Annotated in this window: 13 protein-coding genes and 2 tRNA genes; 13 read left to right on the top strand and 2 right to left on the bottom strand. The window is 38.2% G+C overall.

The genetic code is table 11. From position 1 onward, the window contains the following. Positions 1 to 32 precede the first annotated feature (32 nt). Positions 33 to 2078, top strand: coding sequence for an AMP-binding protein (locus H3R28_RS08155; protein ID WP_198210623.1), 2046 nt, complete (start codon positions 33 to 35; stop codon positions 2076 to 2078). Positions 2079 to 2308: 230 nt separating this feature from the next. Beyond that, positions 2309 to 3601 carry an autotransporter strand-loop-strand O-heptosyltransferase gene (locus H3R28_RS08150; RefSeq protein WP_370552842.1) on the top strand — a complete coding sequence of 431 codons (1293 nt, stop codon included), beginning with the start codon at positions 2309 to 2311 and terminating at the stop codon, positions 3599 to 3601. 142 nt (positions 3602 to 3743) lie between these two features. Here the strand turns inward: H3R28_RS08150 and ubiG are convergent, their stop codons facing one another. Next, on the bottom strand, positions 3744 to 4496 hold the full coding sequence (gene ubiG / locus H3R28_RS08145) for a bifunctional 2-polyprenyl-6-hydroxyphenol methylase/3-demethylubiquinol 3-O-methyltransferase UbiG (RefSeq protein WP_198210621.1): 753 nt from the start codon (positions 4494 to 4496) through the stop codon (positions 3744 to 3746). Positions 4497 to 4654: 158 nt separating this feature from the next. On the opposite strand from ubiG, the gene H3R28_RS08140 reads away from it, so the two are divergent. From H3R28_RS08140 to H3R28_RS08100, 9 genes are all read left to right on the top strand, one after another. Further along, positions 4655 to 5914, top strand: a complete 1260-nt coding sequence (locus tag H3R28_RS08140) for an aspartate kinase (protein ID WP_198210620.1) — start codon at positions 4655 to 4657, stop codon at positions 5912 to 5914. Next, positions 5907 to 6971 carry a nitronate monooxygenase family protein gene (locus H3R28_RS08135; protein WP_110439533.1) on the top strand — a complete coding sequence of 355 codons (1065 nt, stop codon included), beginning with the start codon at positions 5907 to 5909 and terminating at the stop codon, positions 6969 to 6971. Before H3R28_RS08140 ends, H3R28_RS08135 begins: the two co-directional genes overlap by 8 nt. A gap of 27 nt (positions 6972 to 6998) precedes the next feature. Next, complete coding sequence (locus H3R28_RS08130) at positions 6999 to 8198, top strand: helix-turn-helix domain-containing protein (protein ID WP_198210619.1); 1200 nt, start codon at positions 6999 to 7001, stop codon at positions 8196 to 8198. 144 nt (positions 8199 to 8342) lie between these two features. Beyond that, entirely contained in the window at positions 8343 to 9467 is a 1125-nt protein-coding gene (ispG, locus tag H3R28_RS08125; RefSeq protein WP_110439535.1) for a flavodoxin-dependent (E)-4-hydroxy-3-methylbut-2-enyl-diphosphate synthase, read from the top strand. A 36-nt stretch (positions 9468 to 9503) separates the two neighbouring features. Further along, positions 9504 to 10754 (top strand): histidine--tRNA ligase, encoded by a 1251-nt coding sequence (gene hisS, locus H3R28_RS08120; RefSeq protein WP_198210618.1) that lies wholly within the window; start codon positions 9504 to 9506, stop codon positions 10752 to 10754. Positions 10755 to 10757: 3 nt separating this feature from the next. After that, the gene (gene prfA / locus H3R28_RS08115; RefSeq protein WP_198210617.1) at positions 10758 to 11840 is read left to right on the top strand and encodes a peptide chain release factor 1; all 1083 of its coding nucleotides are present in this window, start codon (positions 10758 to 10760) and stop codon (positions 11838 to 11840) included. 110 nt (positions 11841 to 11950) lie between these two features. Continuing rightward, positions 11951 to 12814: a peptide chain release factor N(5)-glutamine methyltransferase gene (gene prmC / locus H3R28_RS08110; protein ID WP_155564890.1), complete on the top strand. Its 864-nt coding sequence runs from the start codon at positions 11951 to 11953 to the stop codon at positions 12812 to 12814. A 205-nt stretch (positions 12815 to 13019) separates the two neighbouring features. Then, on the top strand, positions 13020 to 13538 hold the full coding sequence (locus H3R28_RS08105; RefSeq protein WP_198210616.1) for a DUF4167 domain-containing protein: 519 nt from the start codon (positions 13020 to 13022) through the stop codon (positions 13536 to 13538). An 82-nt stretch (positions 13539 to 13620) separates the two neighbouring features. Then, a tRNA-Met gene (locus H3R28_RS08100) sits at positions 13621 to 13695 on the top strand. 292 nt (positions 13696 to 13987) lie between these two features. Here the strand turns inward: H3R28_RS08100 and H3R28_RS08095 are convergent. Continuing rightward, positions 13988 to 14062 (bottom strand) — tRNA-Thr (locus H3R28_RS08095). 217 nt (positions 14063 to 14279) lie between these two features. Here H3R28_RS08095 and H3R28_RS08090 point away from each other — a divergent pair. Both H3R28_RS08090 and H3R28_RS08085 read left to right on the top strand, forming a co-directional pair. Then, positions 14280 to 15866 (top strand): efflux transporter outer membrane subunit, encoded by a 1587-nt coding sequence (locus H3R28_RS08090; RefSeq protein WP_232351279.1) that lies wholly within the window; start codon positions 14280 to 14282, stop codon positions 15864 to 15866. A 93-nt stretch (positions 15867 to 15959) separates the two neighbouring features. Continuing rightward, a complete protein-coding gene (locus H3R28_RS08085) occupies positions 15960 to 17027 on the top strand; it encodes an acyltransferase (protein WP_198210615.1) in 1068 nt (355 codons plus the stop codon). The last annotated feature ends 934 nt before the right edge of the window (positions 17028 to 17961 follow it).

Raw genomic sequence — 17961 nt, 5'->3', positions numbered from 1 at the left:
TAGATACGAGTGATGGTATTGGTAAAGAAAAGATGGTTTTGATTATCCCGAAAGACCAGACGGAAGACCGAACTTGTAAGCAACATAACGTTGTTGATTGGCGAAACGATACCCTTGTTGATATGGTGCGGCATCGTGCATGTTCATCACCCTCAATGGTTATTTATACGCTGTTGAATGACCAATGTGATCCTGTTGACACTCTGACGGCCATTCAACTTGATCATCAGGCTTCGGTTATTGCGGCAGGACTGCATCATTTTGGTAAGGAAAAAAACAGGGTTTTGATCTTATGTGAAAATGATTTGAATTATGTTTTGGCATTTTTTGGCTGTATATATGCCAATATGATCCCTGTTTCAGGAATTCATGTTGATGTTATTCGCAGTGATGAACGATTTGCAACGGTTTTAAATGATGCGCAACCAGATTTTGTTATTGGTCCACGTCATTTACTGATCGAATATAAGGATTATTTTCGAAAACTGGATTGTAATCCTGTCTGGATTCCCCTGGAGGTTTTATTAAATGTCAGGGATAAATTAGTTAAAAAGGGTGATAATAAGGATGTTGCTCTAATTCAGTACAGTTCAGGGACGACACGGAATACGAAAGGGATTTTGATTACGCATCGTAACTTGATGTATAATGTGCGGCATCAGCCAGCAAGTGAAAAAATTCTTGAAAGTGAATGCAACGGATTGAGTTGGTTACCTTTCGCCCATGATATGGGGTTAATCGGAGGGATTATTGTTCCAGTAGGTTTGGGACGAAAAATTTTTCTGTTGCCTCCAAAATATTTTATTGAAAAACCGGTAAGATGGTTACAGGCGATTACCAGATATAAAATACAGGTTTCTGGCGGACCAACATTTGCCTATAATCTTTGTTTAAGGGAAACCACGGAAAATGAGATCAGGAAATTAGATCTATCGTCATGGCAAATAGCAGTGAATGGGGCAGATAATTCTCAGGCTGAAACAATAGAAAAATTTTGCAAGAGATTTTCCTCGGCAGGGTTCAGGGCCAGGCATTTCATTTTTGGATATGGTCTTGCCGAGGCAACGTTAACCGTTACCAACAGCAAGGCAAATGTTTCCCCTAAAATCAGGAATTTTTCACGAAAAGCCCTGATGACAGGTTTCGTTAGGCAGGCTTCTGATGTTAATGATCAACGCATTTTGGTTTCATGTGGTTATTCTTTGGAGGATCAAAAGATTGTTATTGTGAATCCGGAAAACGACCAAATTCTACGAGATGGACGGGTCGGAGAAATTTGCGTTTCTGGACCCAGTGTTGCGAGAGGATATTTCAATCGTCCAGAAGAAACAAAGGATGTATTTCATGCGAAATTATCTGGTTCCAAGGAATTTTATTTGCGGACCGGTGATCTGGGGTTCATTTATGAAAATGAATTGTACTTTGCTGGAAGGATCAGCAACGTCATAACATTAGGCAACAAGAAATATGATCCTGGTGATATTAGTGGCACATTGGAAAATTCCTGTCCTGATATCCGAATTAATGGAACAACCTTCTTCCTTGAAAATTTAAAGGATCCAACATCAATAACCATTCTTGCGGAAACCATACGAAATCCCGTCAAGTCATATGAAGAAATTGCCGGATATATTTATGAAAAGGTAACCAAGCTTTATATGATTTGGCCTCGGACAATTGTATTGACACGTCCGGGAGGTGTCTTAAAAACACCCAGTGGCAAAATTCAGATTGCGCGTACGCGAGAGGCTTTTTGCGAGAAGAAACTTCCTGTCATTAAGGAATTTCGATATCAGGTTCCGATCATTACAGCATTTTTGTCTTTTAAAGAGGCATATAATCAAGTAGAAGAATGGATTGGAAATGTAACGAAAGATTGGAAGGGGAATGTAAAGCAATTAACACGCAACAAATTGTTGAACAAAGAGGTTAATTATGAACTTTTGTTAGACTTACGTTATAAATTTGAAGAAAAATTTCACGTTGAGATTGACCCGTCTGATTTTATGACCGCATGTCAAACATATACGGATTTATGTCATTTATTAGCAAAGCAAATTTGTAATTCTGAATTATAAAAATAATTTTAATTCTACATTGAAAGGGAACTATCTTGACCCAGAATGATAAGGTGAGAGTAGAAGGATTTGAAAGAGTTAAATTAAAAGTTAAAGGTGAAGACAATTTATCAAGTTCTCTGGAAAACAAGCAGACTCAGGAAAGTGAATTAATTAACAAAATAAATAATTTATCACAAAACAGGCAGGTCCAAGACGCCATTCAAGCATTGGATAAACGATTTTCACCTATGATTGGTGGTGAAAAGGTGAACAATCAAACAGAACAAAAGCCGGCAAATAGCACCAAAAATCTGGTAAATCAATTTATACAGGCTTCTCCTAAGCCTACCCAAAAAGGACCCATGGGTATTTTATACGATTTTAATTTTGGAATACGCGTATATGTTCCAAAACCAGCTGCAGGGGAGGGATGGCGCGTTTGTTTAATGGATCTTGATACAGAGGTTGTCTTGCTGGATCAAACCTGCCAGGATCAGGGATATGCAACCACTGCCAAACATCATTATATGAATGGAAAAATCATTGTTTCAAAGATTCATAAGGATGGAAAGCAAGAAGAGGTTCTTGTTCATGAATATAATGCTCGGGGCAAGGAAGTTTTAATTGCCTTTCCGGTCGGATCCTTGGGGGATTCACTGGGTTGGGTGCCCTATGCAGAAAAATTTAGAAAGAAACATGACTGTAAACTGACATTGGCTTTGGGAAAAAACCTTATTGATTTGTTTGAAAAAGCCTATCCGGAAATCAGATTTGTTGACGCTTCTGTTTATGCTCAACAGAAAATTGAAAACAAATTTTATGCAGGATATTATATAGGCCTGTTTTTTGAGGATGAACAAAATAATTGGCAACCTCGTGATTTCAGGTTGGTAGGATTACATCGAACGGCAGGATATATTTTGGGTGTGGATCCTGAAGAGGTTCCCCCTCGTTTGGTTGCAAGTGAAGATACAAGACCTATTCCAGAACCTTATGTAGTCATTGCTACACAGGCCTCGACACAATGTAAATACTGGAACAATCCTTTTGGATGGCATTATGTTATTGATTTTTTGAAAAGCCTTGGATATCGTGTAATTTGTATTGATAGGGACAGGGTTTTCGGAAAGGATCTTGTTTGGAATCATATTCCAAACGGTGCGGAAGATCAAACAGGTCCGCGTCCTTTGACGGAAAGAGTACGCTGGTTGAAACATGCCGAATTTTTTGTCGGATTATCTTCTGGCCTTGCCTGGCTTGCATGGGGTGCTGGCATTCCAGTTGTTGTTATTTCAGGATTTACCAATCCATTAACTGAATTCAATACGCCTTATCGTGTGTTCAATACGCATGTTTGTAATGGATGTTGGAATGATATTCGATATTTATTTGATCATAATAATTTCCTATATTGTCCGAAACATAGCAACACTTCCCGACAGTTCGAATGCACCAAGGCAATTTCTCATCAGCATGTTATCAAAACCATTTTGTCCATTCCAGGTTGTCGTCAGAAACCAGTAAATGAAAAAGGCAAGTAAGGTTTAATAACAGTTGGATGTAAGGGCAACGGGCAAAATTCTTTTAGGGATATGATTAAGTCAATCCAATAATGGTGGAGTGAGAGAAAAAGCTTCTAGTTTTTTCTAAAAGCTTTTTTTAATTTATTTTGTAGTTAACAAATTATGAGTTTGTTAAGCAGGCAATATAATTGATTTTTACATTCTGGGTCAGTTTCCATCCATTTGGATAGAAAGTCATTCCGGCAATAGATTTTATGCGTAATCCGGCAGAATGTGCCATTTTGCCCAATTCAGAAGGTGTGATGAATTGTCTCCAGTTATGTGTACCGACAGGCAACTTGCGTGTAATATATTCAGCTGCCACCTTGGCAAATAGAAAGGCTGGTAACGTACGGTTGATTGTTGATACAAAAATCATACCATTGGTTTGTAACAACTGGGAGATATTATGGATAAAGTTCTGAGGATCATTAACGTGCTCAAGTAGCTCTAGGGCCGTAATGACAGAAAAATGTTGATTTTCGTGAACAAGTTCCTCAATGCTCCCCACCTTATAGGTTAATGAGCCGCCATTAGGGAGCAAGGGTGTTGTATCTAGATGATATTGTGCGGCTTTGATAACTTTTTCTCCGGCATCTATTCCCAACACATTGTATCCCATATTTGCCAGGGCTTCACTGGCCAAACCGGCTCCACATCCGATATCCAGAATATTGCCGGATTTATAATATTGGTTATTATGTCTCAAGTTGCGGTTGATCCATTCAATACGAAGATCATTCATGTCATGAAGGGAGCTCATGGGCCCTTTTCGATCCCACCACTGATCTGCGAGCTGATTAAAATGATCAATTTCATTCGTGATAATTGAATTATTTTGCTTATTGGCATTATCTGTAGTATCGATAGGCATTTATTTCACCCTCGGTGGAAGAAAAGTAATAGAAAAGTCAATTATTTGCTTATAAATGATAATTGAGTTAATTATTGAATGATATTAGAAAAATGAGATTTATGCTTCATTATATCATATTTAAATGCTGAAAATAATAGTTGTGGAGTTTATTTTTTATGTCTTGTGATATTCCCCGGATCGTAATGAAGTTTGGTGGGACATCGGTTGCTGATTTGGACAGGATTCGTAAGGTCGCTCAAACAGTCAAAAAACAAGTTGGCGCAGGATGTGAAGTAGCCGTGGTTGTGTCAGCTATGTCAGGGGTCACAAACCAGCTGGTTGAATATTGTCAAACCCTCAATCCCTTATATGATCCTTGCGAATATGATTCAATTGTAGCGACAGGTGAACAGGTAACCAGCGGGCTTTTGGCTATTGCTTTGCAAACAATGGGGATTAAAGCACGTTCATGGTCAGGTTGGCAAATTCCCATAATTACAGATGATGCGCATGGTAGGGCCAGAATTAAACAGATTGAATCAGCAGCCCTGATAGAATGCATGCAGGCTGGAGTTGTGCCTGTTATTGCCGGATTTCAGGGAATAGATGAAAATAAGCGTATATCAACTTTGGGACGGGGTGGATCCGATACTTCGGCGGTTGCGTTGGCTGCAAGCTTGAATGCTACAAGATGTGATATTTACACGGATGTAGATGGAATTTACACAACTGATCCCAGAATAGTAAAAAAGGCAAAACGAATAAAGGCAATCGCATATGAAGAGATGTTGGAATTAGCCTCTGTCGGTGCAAAGGTCTTGCAAACCAGAAGTGTAGAATTGGCCATGAAGGAACAGGTGCGTGTTCAGGTTCTTTCAAGTTTTGAAGATCATGACCCGTCAAAGGAGGGGGCTTTGCCAGGTTCTTTAGTTGTTAGTGAGGATGAAATTGTGGAAAAAGAACAAGTAACAGGAATCGCTTATTCCTTGAATGAAGCAAAGGTGGTTGTAAAAGGTATTCCCGACTTTCCTGGAGTGGCATCTTCTATTTTCAGGCCCTTGGCAGAGGCCAATATCAATGTTGATATGATCGTGCAGAGTAGCGGGACAAATCAAACCACAGATATGACATTTACAGTGCCTAAAACGGATTTGTTACAGGTTCAACAGCTTTTGGAACAGGCAAAAGATACAATTAAATTCTCACAATTACTGACCGATGAGGATGTTGTAAAAATCAGTGTGGTTGGAATTGGGATGCGTTCTCATACTGGTGTCGCAAATATTATGTTTAAAACATTGGCGGAACGTTCTATAAATGTTCAAGTGATTTCCACAAGTGAAATTAAGGTTTCTGTCATTGTTGCTGCGGAGTATGTGGAATTGGCTGTACGTGCTTTACATACAGCTTATGGATTGGATCAAATGAATGACTGATAAAATGAATATGGATTTAGTTTCATATGATCAAGCAAAAAGGGAATTGAAGCGTCTGTGGAAACGTGGCACTGATTTTTTGGGAAGTGAGGTTGCCATTCTTGGCGGAGCTATGTCCTGGGTCAGTGAGCATCATCTGGTTTCAGCCATTTCCAATGCCGGGGGTTTTGGCGTGATTGCATGTGGAGCAATGGAACCCGAAATGCTAGCTGTCGAAATCGAGGCCACTCAGGCACTGACAAAAAAGCCTTTTGGGGTAAATCTGATTACGATGCATCCCAAATTGTCTGAATTGATTGATGTCTGTCTGCGTCTAAAGGTTCATTATATTGTGTTGGCAGGGGGTATTCCTTCGAGTACAGCAATCAGGCAAATCAAGGATGGGGGAGCTAGGGTTATTGCGTTTGCTCCAGCCTTGATTTTGGCAAAACGCTTGCTTAAAATGGGTGTTGATGCACTGGTGATAGAAGGGGCAGAAGCAGGGGGACATATAGGTCCTGTTTCTTTGACTGTACTTGCTCAAGAAATTTTACCTGTTATCCGTGAAATACCTGTTTTTGTTGCAGGTGGACTGGGTCGTGGCGATGCCATTGTTTCATTTCTTGAATTGGGTGCCTCTGGCGCACAGTTGGGCACGATGTTTGCTGCAGCGGTAGAAAGTCAAGCCCACGAGAGGTTTAAAAAAGCGTTTATTCACGCTTCGGCACGGGATGCAGTCGCTTCAGTACAATTGGATGATAGTTTTCCAGTTATTCCCGTGCGTGGTCTTTCCAATCCAGGGACAAAAGCGTTCATGAAGCATCAAGCCGCCGTAATTCAAAAATATCGTAATGGTGAATTAAGTAAAGAGGATGCCCAACTGGACATTGAACATTTTTGGGCGGGGGCTTTGCGTCGTGCGGTAAAGGAAGGTGATGTGGAATATGGCTCGGTTATGGCTGGTCAATCCGTGGGAATGGTAAAGGAAATTTTACCTGTTGCCGATATCTTTCATACACTTATGCAACAGGCAATTGAAGCCTTGGTAAGACGACAACAACGTATATCAGATATGTGAACATTCTATATAATGGGTTTTAAGCAGATGAGTAATGGACCTGAACAATATGCGAATAAACAATCTATTGGCGAAATGCTTCGTTCAAGAAGAGAAGAATTGCACTTGAGTTTGGAGGATATTTCTCAGAGGCTGAGAATCCGGTTGGTTTTTTTAAAGGCTCTGGAGGGTGGGCAGATCGATCAGTTGCCCGGTATAGCCTATGCATCCGGTTTTTTGCGTTCTTATGCAGAGTTTCTGGGACTGAATGTTGACGAGGTAATCAAGCGCTTTCGTTTTGAGCATCAGGGAACAGAATATAAACAGAAATTACTGTTTCCTGCTCCTGTCCCTCAATCTGGAGTTCCTGCCGCTGTAATTATTTTTGCAGGTTTACTGATTATTGTCGGGGGATATGTTGGCTGGTACAAAATGACTGATCATCGAAAGGTTCCTGCCGAAACTATTCCATCCATTATGGATAAAAATGGTAAAGATCAGGCGCAGGAAAAAATTTCACCACAGATTGCATCTGTTATGCCCTCTCAAAACGTAAATAATGCAAAACCGGATCAAAATGTTTCCAATGCTATCCATAAACTTGAATCACAGGTAGCCCAGTCTCAAAAAACAAATGAACCGGCTTCGGAACCGGCAAATTATTCGCAGGGTGATAAAAACAATTCTTTACAAGAAAATAAGTTGTCTCCACAAAATTCATCTATAGACAATCAACAGAAACCACAGGAACCCTCTTCTATTCAAACCAGTAAAGCATTTGACTCATCAGGTAAGGTTGATCAACAATATCCTGCTTCGGTAAAAAATATTGAAAGCAAAGATAATGAGACAACAGAAAAAGTTGATAACAATATCATTATCAGGACATCCGGAGCCAGTTGGTTAAAAGTTCAGGATCAACAGGGTCGTATTTTATTGCAAAAAACATTACAAAAAGGTGAAAGCTGGACTGTTCCATCAGATCATGCAAGGGTTGTTATGACCATTGGCAATGCCGGGGCTGTCATTATTGAAAATAATGGGAAGCAGTCAAGGCCTTTGGGTGAAAGGGGAAAGGTTTTACGGCATTTTGTTATAACGCCTGAGTTATTGGAAAAGATTGTTACAGAACCTGTAGATAATAATTCGGATGCAATGTCTGCAAAAAATAAGAAGAAAATGGTCAATGAGAATGGCTTGAATTTAAATAATGATCAGGAAAAGACTGAAGGATCTGATAACCGTTAGGACAAATATTTTATGTTTAAGCGGTTATATATTGCATATTTTAATGGGGTTGGTTAGTTAAAAGAAGATGGTGTAAAATTGATCTTTTAAGATTGTTTCTTTTAAGGTTAAAGGTATTACCATAATTAACTTGGAGAAAAATTAATGAGTTTACGCCCATATCAGCAAATTATTCGTCGCAAAAGTCGACAAATTAATGTGGGGTCTGTTCCTGTTGGCGGGGATGCACCGATTAGTGTTCAAACAATGACAAATACGCTGACCAGTGATGCACAGGCAACGGTTGCACAAATTAAAAAAGCTGAAAAGGTGGGGGTTGATATTGTTCGGGTTTCCTGTCCTGATGAGGATAGTACCAGGGCGCTGAAAGAGATTGTCCGTAATGTGGAAGTTCCAATTGTTGCGGATATTCATTTTCATTATAAGAGGGCGATTGAAGCTGCACAGGCAGGCGCTGCTTGTTTAAGGATTAATCCAGGAAATATTGGTAATGCGGATCGTGTTCGGGATGTAATTAAGGCGGCAAAAGATTATAACTGTTCAATTCGTATCGGGGTTAATGCGGGTTCTCTTGAAAAACATCTTTTGGAAAAATACGGAGAGCCTAATCCTGAGGCTTTATTGGAAAGTGCGATGGAGCACGCGAAAATCCTAGAAGATAATGATTTTCGCGAATTCAAAATTAGTGTTAAAGCTTCAGATGTTTTTTTGGCGGTTGAAGCTTATCGTTTATTATCTGAAGCTTGTGACTATCCATTGCATATCGGTATTACTGAAGCGGGCGGGAAAAGAGCGGGGACTGTAAAATCCTCCATTGGATTAGGTTCACTTTTATGGGCAGGTATTGGGGATACAATGCGCGTTTCCTTGTCGGCTGAACCTGAAGAGGAAGTCGTTGTAGGCTGGGATATACTGAAAACGCTTGGTTTGCGTCATCGGGGGGTAAGGGTTGTTTCCTGTCCTTCCTGTGCGCGTCAAGGTTTTAAGGTCATTCCAACGGTTGCAACATTGGAAGAACGTTTGGCTCATATTGAAACGCCAATTACGCTTTCTGTCATTGGTTGCGTTGTTAATGGTCCAGGTGAAGCCACCATGACGGATGTGGGTGTTACCGGGGGTGGATCAGGACGTCATATGGTCTATGTTGGCGGAAAGCAGGATCATACGATTCCTGCTGAAGAAATGATTAACCATATTGTGCAATTGGTTGAACAAAAAGCCGCACAGATTGAAGCGGAAAAAACTGCTCAAAAAAAAGAAAAGAATTAATTTTAAAATATAATTTCAAACATAGGATAGTTTAAAGTGAGTGTGGTTAAACCCGTTCGTGGAACCCATGATTTGATTGGTGACGAGGCAAAAAATCATCAATATGTCATGCAAACCGCAAAAAATATTACTTCATTATATGGGTTTGAAGAATGGATAACACCGGTTTTTGAAGAAACGGGTGTTTTTGCGCGCTCTTTAGGGGATACGTCGGATATTGTTTCCAAGGAAATGTATACATTCCAGGATCGTGGTGGGGATTTTCTCACCCTGCGTCCCGAAGGAACAGCTGGAATTTGCCGTGCCTTGGTTACAAATGCTTTGACCCAAACCCTTCCTCAAAAGGTTTTTTATGCCGGCCCAATGTTTCGTTATGAGCGTCCTCAAAAAGGTCGTTATCGGCAGTTTCATCAGATTGGTGCAGAATTGCTGGGTACGGCAACCCCTTTTGCAGATGCGGAAATGATTGCAATGGGGCAGCATATTCTTAATGCCCTGGGTATTTCAGATAATGTTGTTCTTGAATTGAACACGTTGGGGGATCTGGCCAGCCGTCAAGCATGGCGAGAAGCTTTAATTGCCTATTTCAAAACTGTTAAATCTGAATTATCAGAAGATAGTCAAAATCGGTTGGAGAAAAATCCCTTGCGTATTTTGGACAGTAAGGCGGCACAGGATAGAGTGTTATTGGATCATGCTCCGTTAATGAAAGATTATATGACTACAACAGCACTGGAATTCTGGGATAGGTTACGAAAAGCACTGGATCAGTTTAAAATTCCATTTAGAGAAAATCATTATATTGTTCGTGGATTGGATTATTATAGTCATACGGTTTTTGAATTTGTAACGACAAAGCTTGGATCACAGGGTACCGTTCTGGCGGGTGGACGATATGAGGGGCTGGTTGCAGAAATGGGGGGACCTTCTGTTCCTGCTATTGGATGGGCGGCTGGGGTTGAAAGATTGGCTCTTTTATTGAATTCGATACCCGTCCAACCTAAATCTGTAGCAATCATTGTATTTTCTGATGCGGTTCATGAAATGGCATTTACGGTTTTACAGCTATTGAGAACGCATAAAATTGCCGCTGAAATGACCTATAAAGGAAATTTCCGTAAACAAATGGAGTGGGCTAATAAAAGGAAAGCGTCTATTGCATTGCTTATTGGTGAGGATGAGGCGACCAAACAAGTTGTTCAGTTGAAAGATTTGAATTCTGGTGAACAAGTCGAGGTTACCTTGCATGATTTGGTTTCTCAGCTTATTTTGAAATTGGCGAAATAATTTATGTCTTCTGAAGAATTTTCTGCAAGTTTTAATAATCGTCTGGATAAAATTATAGCTCGGTCAGAAGAATTACAACACTTGTTATCCACTGAGATATCCGGGGATGAATTTATTGAGGCTTCACGTGAATATGCTGAATTGAATCCGCTTGTAGCCTTGATTGAATCTTTAAGGACGGCAGAAAAGGATTATCAGGCTGTTCAGGAAATGCTTGATGATCCTGAAATGAAAGATTTGGCGCAGGCCGAGTTACAGGGGTTGCATGAAAAACTTCCGGAAATAAGACATAAGATTCGTTTGGCAATGTTACCAAAGGACAAGGCTGATGAACGAAGTGCAATTTTAGAGCTACGTCCAGCGGCTGGGGGTGATGAAGCGGGTCTGTTTGCGGCAGAACTTTTCTCTGCTTATCAACGTTACGCGGAATCTCGAGGCTGGCGCTTTGAAATTCTGGAATATGGTGATACTGGATTGGGCGGTCTTAAAGAAGGGATTGCTTCAATCACGGGCACGGGAGTTTTTGCACGTTTGAAATATGAATCGGGTGTTCATCGCGTGCAACGTGTTCCAGCTACCGAAAGTCAGGGGCGTGTTCATACTTCAACAGTAACCGTTGCAGTACTGCCTGAGGCAGAGGAAGTGGATGTCACAATTGATGAAAGTGATCTGCGGATTGATGTCTATCGTGCTTCTGGGGCTGGTGGACAGCATGTTAACAAAACGGAAAGTGCGGTGCGGATCACTCATATTCCGACAGGTGTGGTCGTGGCGATGCAGGAGGAAAAAAGTCAGCATAAAAATAAGGCGAAAGCCATGAAGATCCTGCGTGCACGTTTATATGAACAACAACGGTTGGCCGCTCATGAAAATCGTGCGGCAGACCGTCGTTCTCAGGTGGGAACAGGAGATCGTTCTGAACGTATTCGTACATATAACTTTCCACAAGGACGTGTTACTGATCATCGGGTAAATTTGACGTTGCATAAGATTGATCGTGTTATGTTGGGGGAATTTGATGAAATTATCGATTATTTAATCCAGGAAGAACAATCCCGACTATTGGCTTCTGAAGAGAATACCTAGGAAAAAAATTCTGGTTTTGCCTTTTATTTCTGTCTAATGCTTTAGTTATATTATCGTTTAAAAGCATTAGTTGTTTTTATATTTGGATAAATTGATTTTTACTGGATTACATGGATAATAGTGTACAAATACCGTTGGCTTCATTAATTCAGGAAGGCGAGATGCTTTTTCAAAAGGCAGGAATTGAAGCACCGCGACGAGAGGCAATGTTATTAATAGCTGCGGCGTTAAAAAAAAGCAGAACCGAATTATTCTTGATGGATAAAACAGAATTGATCGATCCTGTCCTAATTCGTTCATATTTTTATAGACGAAGTCAGCATGAACCTTTCGCTTATATTGTGAGGGAAAAAGGATTCTGGTCGTTAAATTTGGAAGTGTCAGAAGCCACTTTAATTCCTCGCGCTGATAGCGAGACTTTGATCGAGGTTTTGTTGAAATTGTTTCCGAAACGCCAAACTCGTTATAATTTTCTGGATCTGGGAACCGGCACAGGTTGCCTGTTGCTTGCCGCCTTGTCTGAATATACGAAAAGTTTTGGAATTGGGGTCGATTATAAAGAACAGGCTGTTAGATTGGCGAGGAAAAATGCGGAAAAATGCAAATTGGCGGACCGATCTATATTTTATACAGGTTATTGGGGTAATGCCTTAAAGGGGGAATTTGATATTATTTTATCCAATCCACCTTACATTCGTGAACATGAATTATTAAATTTAATGCCAGAGGTCAAAAATTATGAACCCATGTCAGCTTTGGATGGAGGAAGGGACGGCCTTGATGCATATCGTTTAATCTGTTATCAAGCCGCGGATTTATTAACGGAACAGGGAGTTTTGATTTTAGAACTAGGAATTGAACAGGAAGAGCATGTTACAGAGATTGGAAGGGATGTAGGGCTGCATGTTGTGCAAAAACAACAGGATTTAAATGGTTATACAAGAGCCCTTGTTTTTTCTAATATAAAATTGTAAAAGCTTATCATATAATTTTATTTTAATTATAGTAAGAGAAGCTACTAACTCAATATAATGATTAATAGCTGTATAAATTATAGTATTAAATTGCAATTTATTTATTTCATTTAGTTTACTTGTTTCATATTAATCATTATCTATCAACCAATCAAAATGTAACCTTAGTTTCATATTTACTAATAGGAAAGTATAACAATAACTTATGAATACAAAACGTATGCGAGGTCGTTATTACCGGTCAGGCAATAACGGGGGGGCACGGCATCAAAACGGACAGGTTTCTTTTAATCGAAATCATGTGTTTGAAAGTAACGGTCCTAATGGACGTATTCGTGGAACTGCTCAACAATTACATGAAAAATATCTTCAACAGGGACGGGATGCCATAAGTTCAGGGGATCGGGTCAATGCTGAAAGTTTTTTTCAGTATGCAGAACATTATTCTCGTATTGTTAATATGATTAACCAGTCTAATCAACAAAGACATCGTCCCAATAATTTTCAGGAAACGGCAAATAATACAGAGCCTGCAAAAATGATAGAGGATGAATCGGAAACAACCGAGGCTGTCGAAATTAAGATTGATGAAACTGCAAATGAAACTCATGTTGTTCAGGAGATAGAGGCTGAACAGCCTGCACCGGTTCGTGTGCCCCGTAGAGGAAGGCCTCCTAGAGCGCTGTCAGCAGGAAAAAAAAAGCTTTCGGAAGAAAATAGTTAAAATATTATAGAAGATGAGTGAAAAATACTTGACTTTGTCATTTAAATAAGGGTAATTAAACTCGTCTTTCAATGATTGATAAGGCGGCGTAGCTCAGTGGTAGAGCAGGGGAATCATAATCCCTTGGTCGGTGGTTCAAATCCGCCCGTCGCTACCATCTTTAAAATTTGGTTTAAATCTACAGATGGTTGTTAAAATTCAAAATCCTTAAAATCGAATAATTCTTAACAACTTATTTTTAATTTTGTTTTTAAGTTGGTATTTTGTGATTTGATTGTAATTTTATTATGATCAGACTGATGGTATGATTATTGTTGAAGTGATCAGAGTCATTGAATATGAAAATATATTTTGTTGGGAATGAAAAAACAGAACGATCTTGTAAAAATTTTTTTAATAATTTAACGAGATTAGATGTGATATATTAAATTGTCATACATAATCAGAAATGGTGCTGCTGGCGAGGATTGAACTCGCGACCTCTCCCTTACCAAGGGAGTGCTCTACCACTGAGCTACAGCAGCTTCGATTTGCTTTATTTAGTAGCTTTTCATTCAAAATGATGCAACAAAAAAAATTATCTTTTTGCATATTTTTTATATGGCTTGCAAATCAAGGATAAATTGTTCAAAAGTTAGATGAAATATTTACATCAAATCTAAAATTCAGTTCGATTAATATTATTTTTGTCTTCTATGTAAATTCATCAAAGCGTATCTTAAATAGTATTAAAGAACCATCATGGTTCGAAATGAAAACGCCCGTTTAATGCTGTATATTAAAATAGGATATCAGGTTGTAACTATGAAATATAGCTTTTATTTTTTATCCCTTTCCTTTTTGAGTATTGCATTGACCAGTTGTGCGGTTGGACCTGATTTTAAAAAACAGACACCTTGGTACCCTTCAAAATGGTATCCAAACCATAATTTAATCCACGGTAATGTTACAAGTCAAATCAGTATGAATAAACTGGATCCGAATTGGTGGGAATGTTTTCATGATCCGATATTATCTGATCTGGTACGTCGCACTATCGCAAATAACCTTGATATTCAAATGGCTACACAGCGAATGATTGCCAGTCGTGCCCAGTTAATCATAACAGGATCGGCACGCTTTCCCACCTTGAATGCAATGGGCAGTTACAGCCGAGCACAACATAGTAGTAAAATGGCACGTCGAATTATTAACCGTGTCGAGAATCAGAAACCTGAGTTAGGTAAAATCGTTGACCCCAAGGATATTGATATTCCCACTTTTAATGAATGGGCTGATGCTCTGGATTCAAGTTGGGAAGCTGATATTTGGGGACGTGTTCGTCGTCAGTACGAGGCTGGTAAAGCTTTATGGCAAGTTTCCGAAGAGGAGCGACGAGATATTTTAACCCTCCAGTTGGCTGAAGTTGCCAATGATTATATAACTCTACGTGGATTGCAGACACAACTGGATATTGTTCGAAAAAATGCGAAAATTGCTCAGGATTCACTTGATCTAGCTCAAAAACGTTATACGGGGGGATTGGTAACAGAACTGGATGTTCACGATGCCCGTGCTCAACTGGAACAGACAAATGCACAGATCCCACAATTGGAAGAGCAGGTCATTAATTATATGAATGCCCTTGCATTATTAATGGGGGAACCACCCCGCGCCTTGGATCAAATTTTGTCACAACAAAAACCAATTCCTCCAGTTCCCCCGCAGATTCCTGTTGGTTTGCCCTCTGAATTGCTGCAACGTCGTCCAGATGTAAGAGAGGCTGAAGCCGCCTTACATGTTGCAACCGCAGAGGTTGGTGTGGCAGAAGGGGATTTTTATCCAAAAGTAACCGTGGATGCAAAAATGGGCTTTCAATCTTTATCGATCAAGGATTTGGGATTTTGGTCAGCACGAGCATGGAATGTTGGACCGACAATATCAATTCCCATTTTTGAAGGGGGGAAATTAAAGGGTCAATTACAATTAAAAAAGGCGCAGCAGAAAGAAGCGGCTCTTGCTTATCGTAAAACTGTTTTGCGTGCTTGGCAGGAGGTTGATAACGCTCTGTCTGCTTATCAAGCCGAACAGTTAAGAAATGATAAATTAAGGGAAACTGTCAATTCAAACCAGCAATCTGTTTTTTTGGCACAGGAACAATATCGTGAGGGGTTGCAAACTTTTATCAATGTTCTGGATGCAGAACGTCGACTATTGCAATCTCAGGATGATTTGGTAAAAAGTACAACACGTATTTCAACCAATTTAGTACAACTGTATAAAGCACTTGGTGGAGGATGGGAAACAATCTTTCCCGAACATATTGAGTCGCTTCAAAAGAAAAGTTGATTATAAAATTTCTAGCACATAATCAGAATAGTTGATCATTACGGTCAAATTATTTATTTCCTTATAAATAATTTATATTTTGGAGCCGTATTATTGCCAAGGAAATTTTATACCCTTCAAATGTTAAGAGGGTTTGCCGCTTTATCAGTTTGTTGGGCGCATTTTTTATCGATTAAAATAGAAGTTAAACCCATATTCGCAACGATATATACGTTTTCTGGACCTTTCGTGCGATATGGGGTGGATCTATTTTTTGTTATAAGTGGTTTTGTCATTGCGTTGAACGTTCTTGAAAACCATGAAAAAGCATCATTTAAGGAAGGATTGAAATTTTTAATAAAAAGAATTTTCCGGATTTATCCGTTATTTTGGGTTACCATGATTTTCATTATTATCCTTTTTCACTGCAATGGTATTAAAACAGCTGGTTTGCATAAAATAGAAAATATTTCACATTTTTTCCTTTTAACTACTGATATGCCATTACAGAATGCTGCATGGACATTGCCCTTCGAACAGTATTTTTATCTTGTAATGTTCTGTTTTATTTGTTTGTTTCCCAGAAAATCATTGCTTCCTTTTTTTATAATCTGGGCAATTTTACATTTGGTCATTTTATATGCTTATGTGGAACATTGGATTCATCATGTTCCATTTTTTCTCGGAGATAATCAGATTTTCAACTTTTTTTTCGGGTTATGCGTTGCTTATATCTTTTTTAAAATAAAAAAACATACTGTAATGGATAAGTATATTGCTTTGTGTTTAGGTATATTGATCGGTGGTACAGGTTTTATATTAACTTATAAGAAATTATATGGATTACATTTTAATGAATGGGCCAATTTATTTTATAATGGATTATCACCAGCTCTGATTTTATATGGATGTATAGGTCTTGAAATAAGCAATCATATTCAAGTTGCGAATTTGTTTAAAAAACTAGGTGATATGTCATATTCCATTTATTTGTGGCATTGTCCTATCCTTTATATTTTTATCACATTTTATCAGTTACGATTTTTTTCTAACGCTACCCATCCTTTCTTGCAGATTGCTGTAGAATTAATACTTGTCTTAATTGTAAGCTTTTACAGTTATAACTGGATTGAACGTCCGTTTATTCATTTATCAAATCGAATTGTTAGAAAATGGTTATAAAATAGAATATTTGGGTATTATCATTGAACATGATGCAATTAATAAGGTTAAAAAAAAAGGATTAACATGGCAGAAGCATTAACCCTTTTAAACTGAAATTTAACTATTTTACTAATATAACAAAATAAAGTAAATTTAAAAAATGATTAATGTTGTTATACGGTCTCCTTAAAACAATAAAGTAAAAATAAAATATCTAACAAACTAACACTTTTACTTTTTCGACATACAGAAAATGGAGAAAATTGGGGTAATTTCTGAATAGGGTTTTTATTCGTAATCATTAGTGTAAAAGTTAATATTATGATACGGGTTTACCTTAGTCATTTCAGAATTATCCTAAAAAGTCCCAGTTTGTCAGACATATTGTTATTATATAGTCAAAATTACGTTTTGAAAATAAAATTTTAATAAAATTAACTATATTTTTATAAACTATATTTTATATTTCTTAACAAGAGGATGTTTTTTCTATTTATTTATTATCCTATTATATTTTTCAAATAAATTTGAAATTAGGTTATTAGACAGTAATTCCTTGAATATTATTTCAATTTTTTGAAAATGAAATTGAACAAATATTTTATGATCAGATGAATATACTTGGATGGCAGTTTGAATTTGTAATTGAGTGATATAGATCAATAAAATATCAGAATAAGTAATAATGTAAATAGACTAAAGTTCTTATTATAGGTAATAAAATTTCAGATTAATTTGATAGGAATTTTTTTGAAAGTAAAAATAATTCTAATCTTAAATCAGTACAAAAATATCAAGTCTAATTTAGATAAAACCAGATGCTATTGGAAACATTTTTTATTTTACTGTTGATGAGGTTGATATAGCGAATGATTAATTTTGGTTAAGTTATTGAAATTGTGCTGGTTGCCACCATATAAGGTTTGCATCGAGAAGGTGGGGTGTTTCTTGT

Origin of the sequence: Commensalibacter sp. M0268, assembly GCF_016101925.1 — a bacterium.
Lineage (GTDB): Bacteria > Pseudomonadota > Alphaproteobacteria > Acetobacterales > Acetobacteraceae > Commensalibacter > Commensalibacter melissae.
Note: the sequence above shows the minus strand (reverse complement) of the source record. Positions and strands in the feature narration are given on the sequence as shown.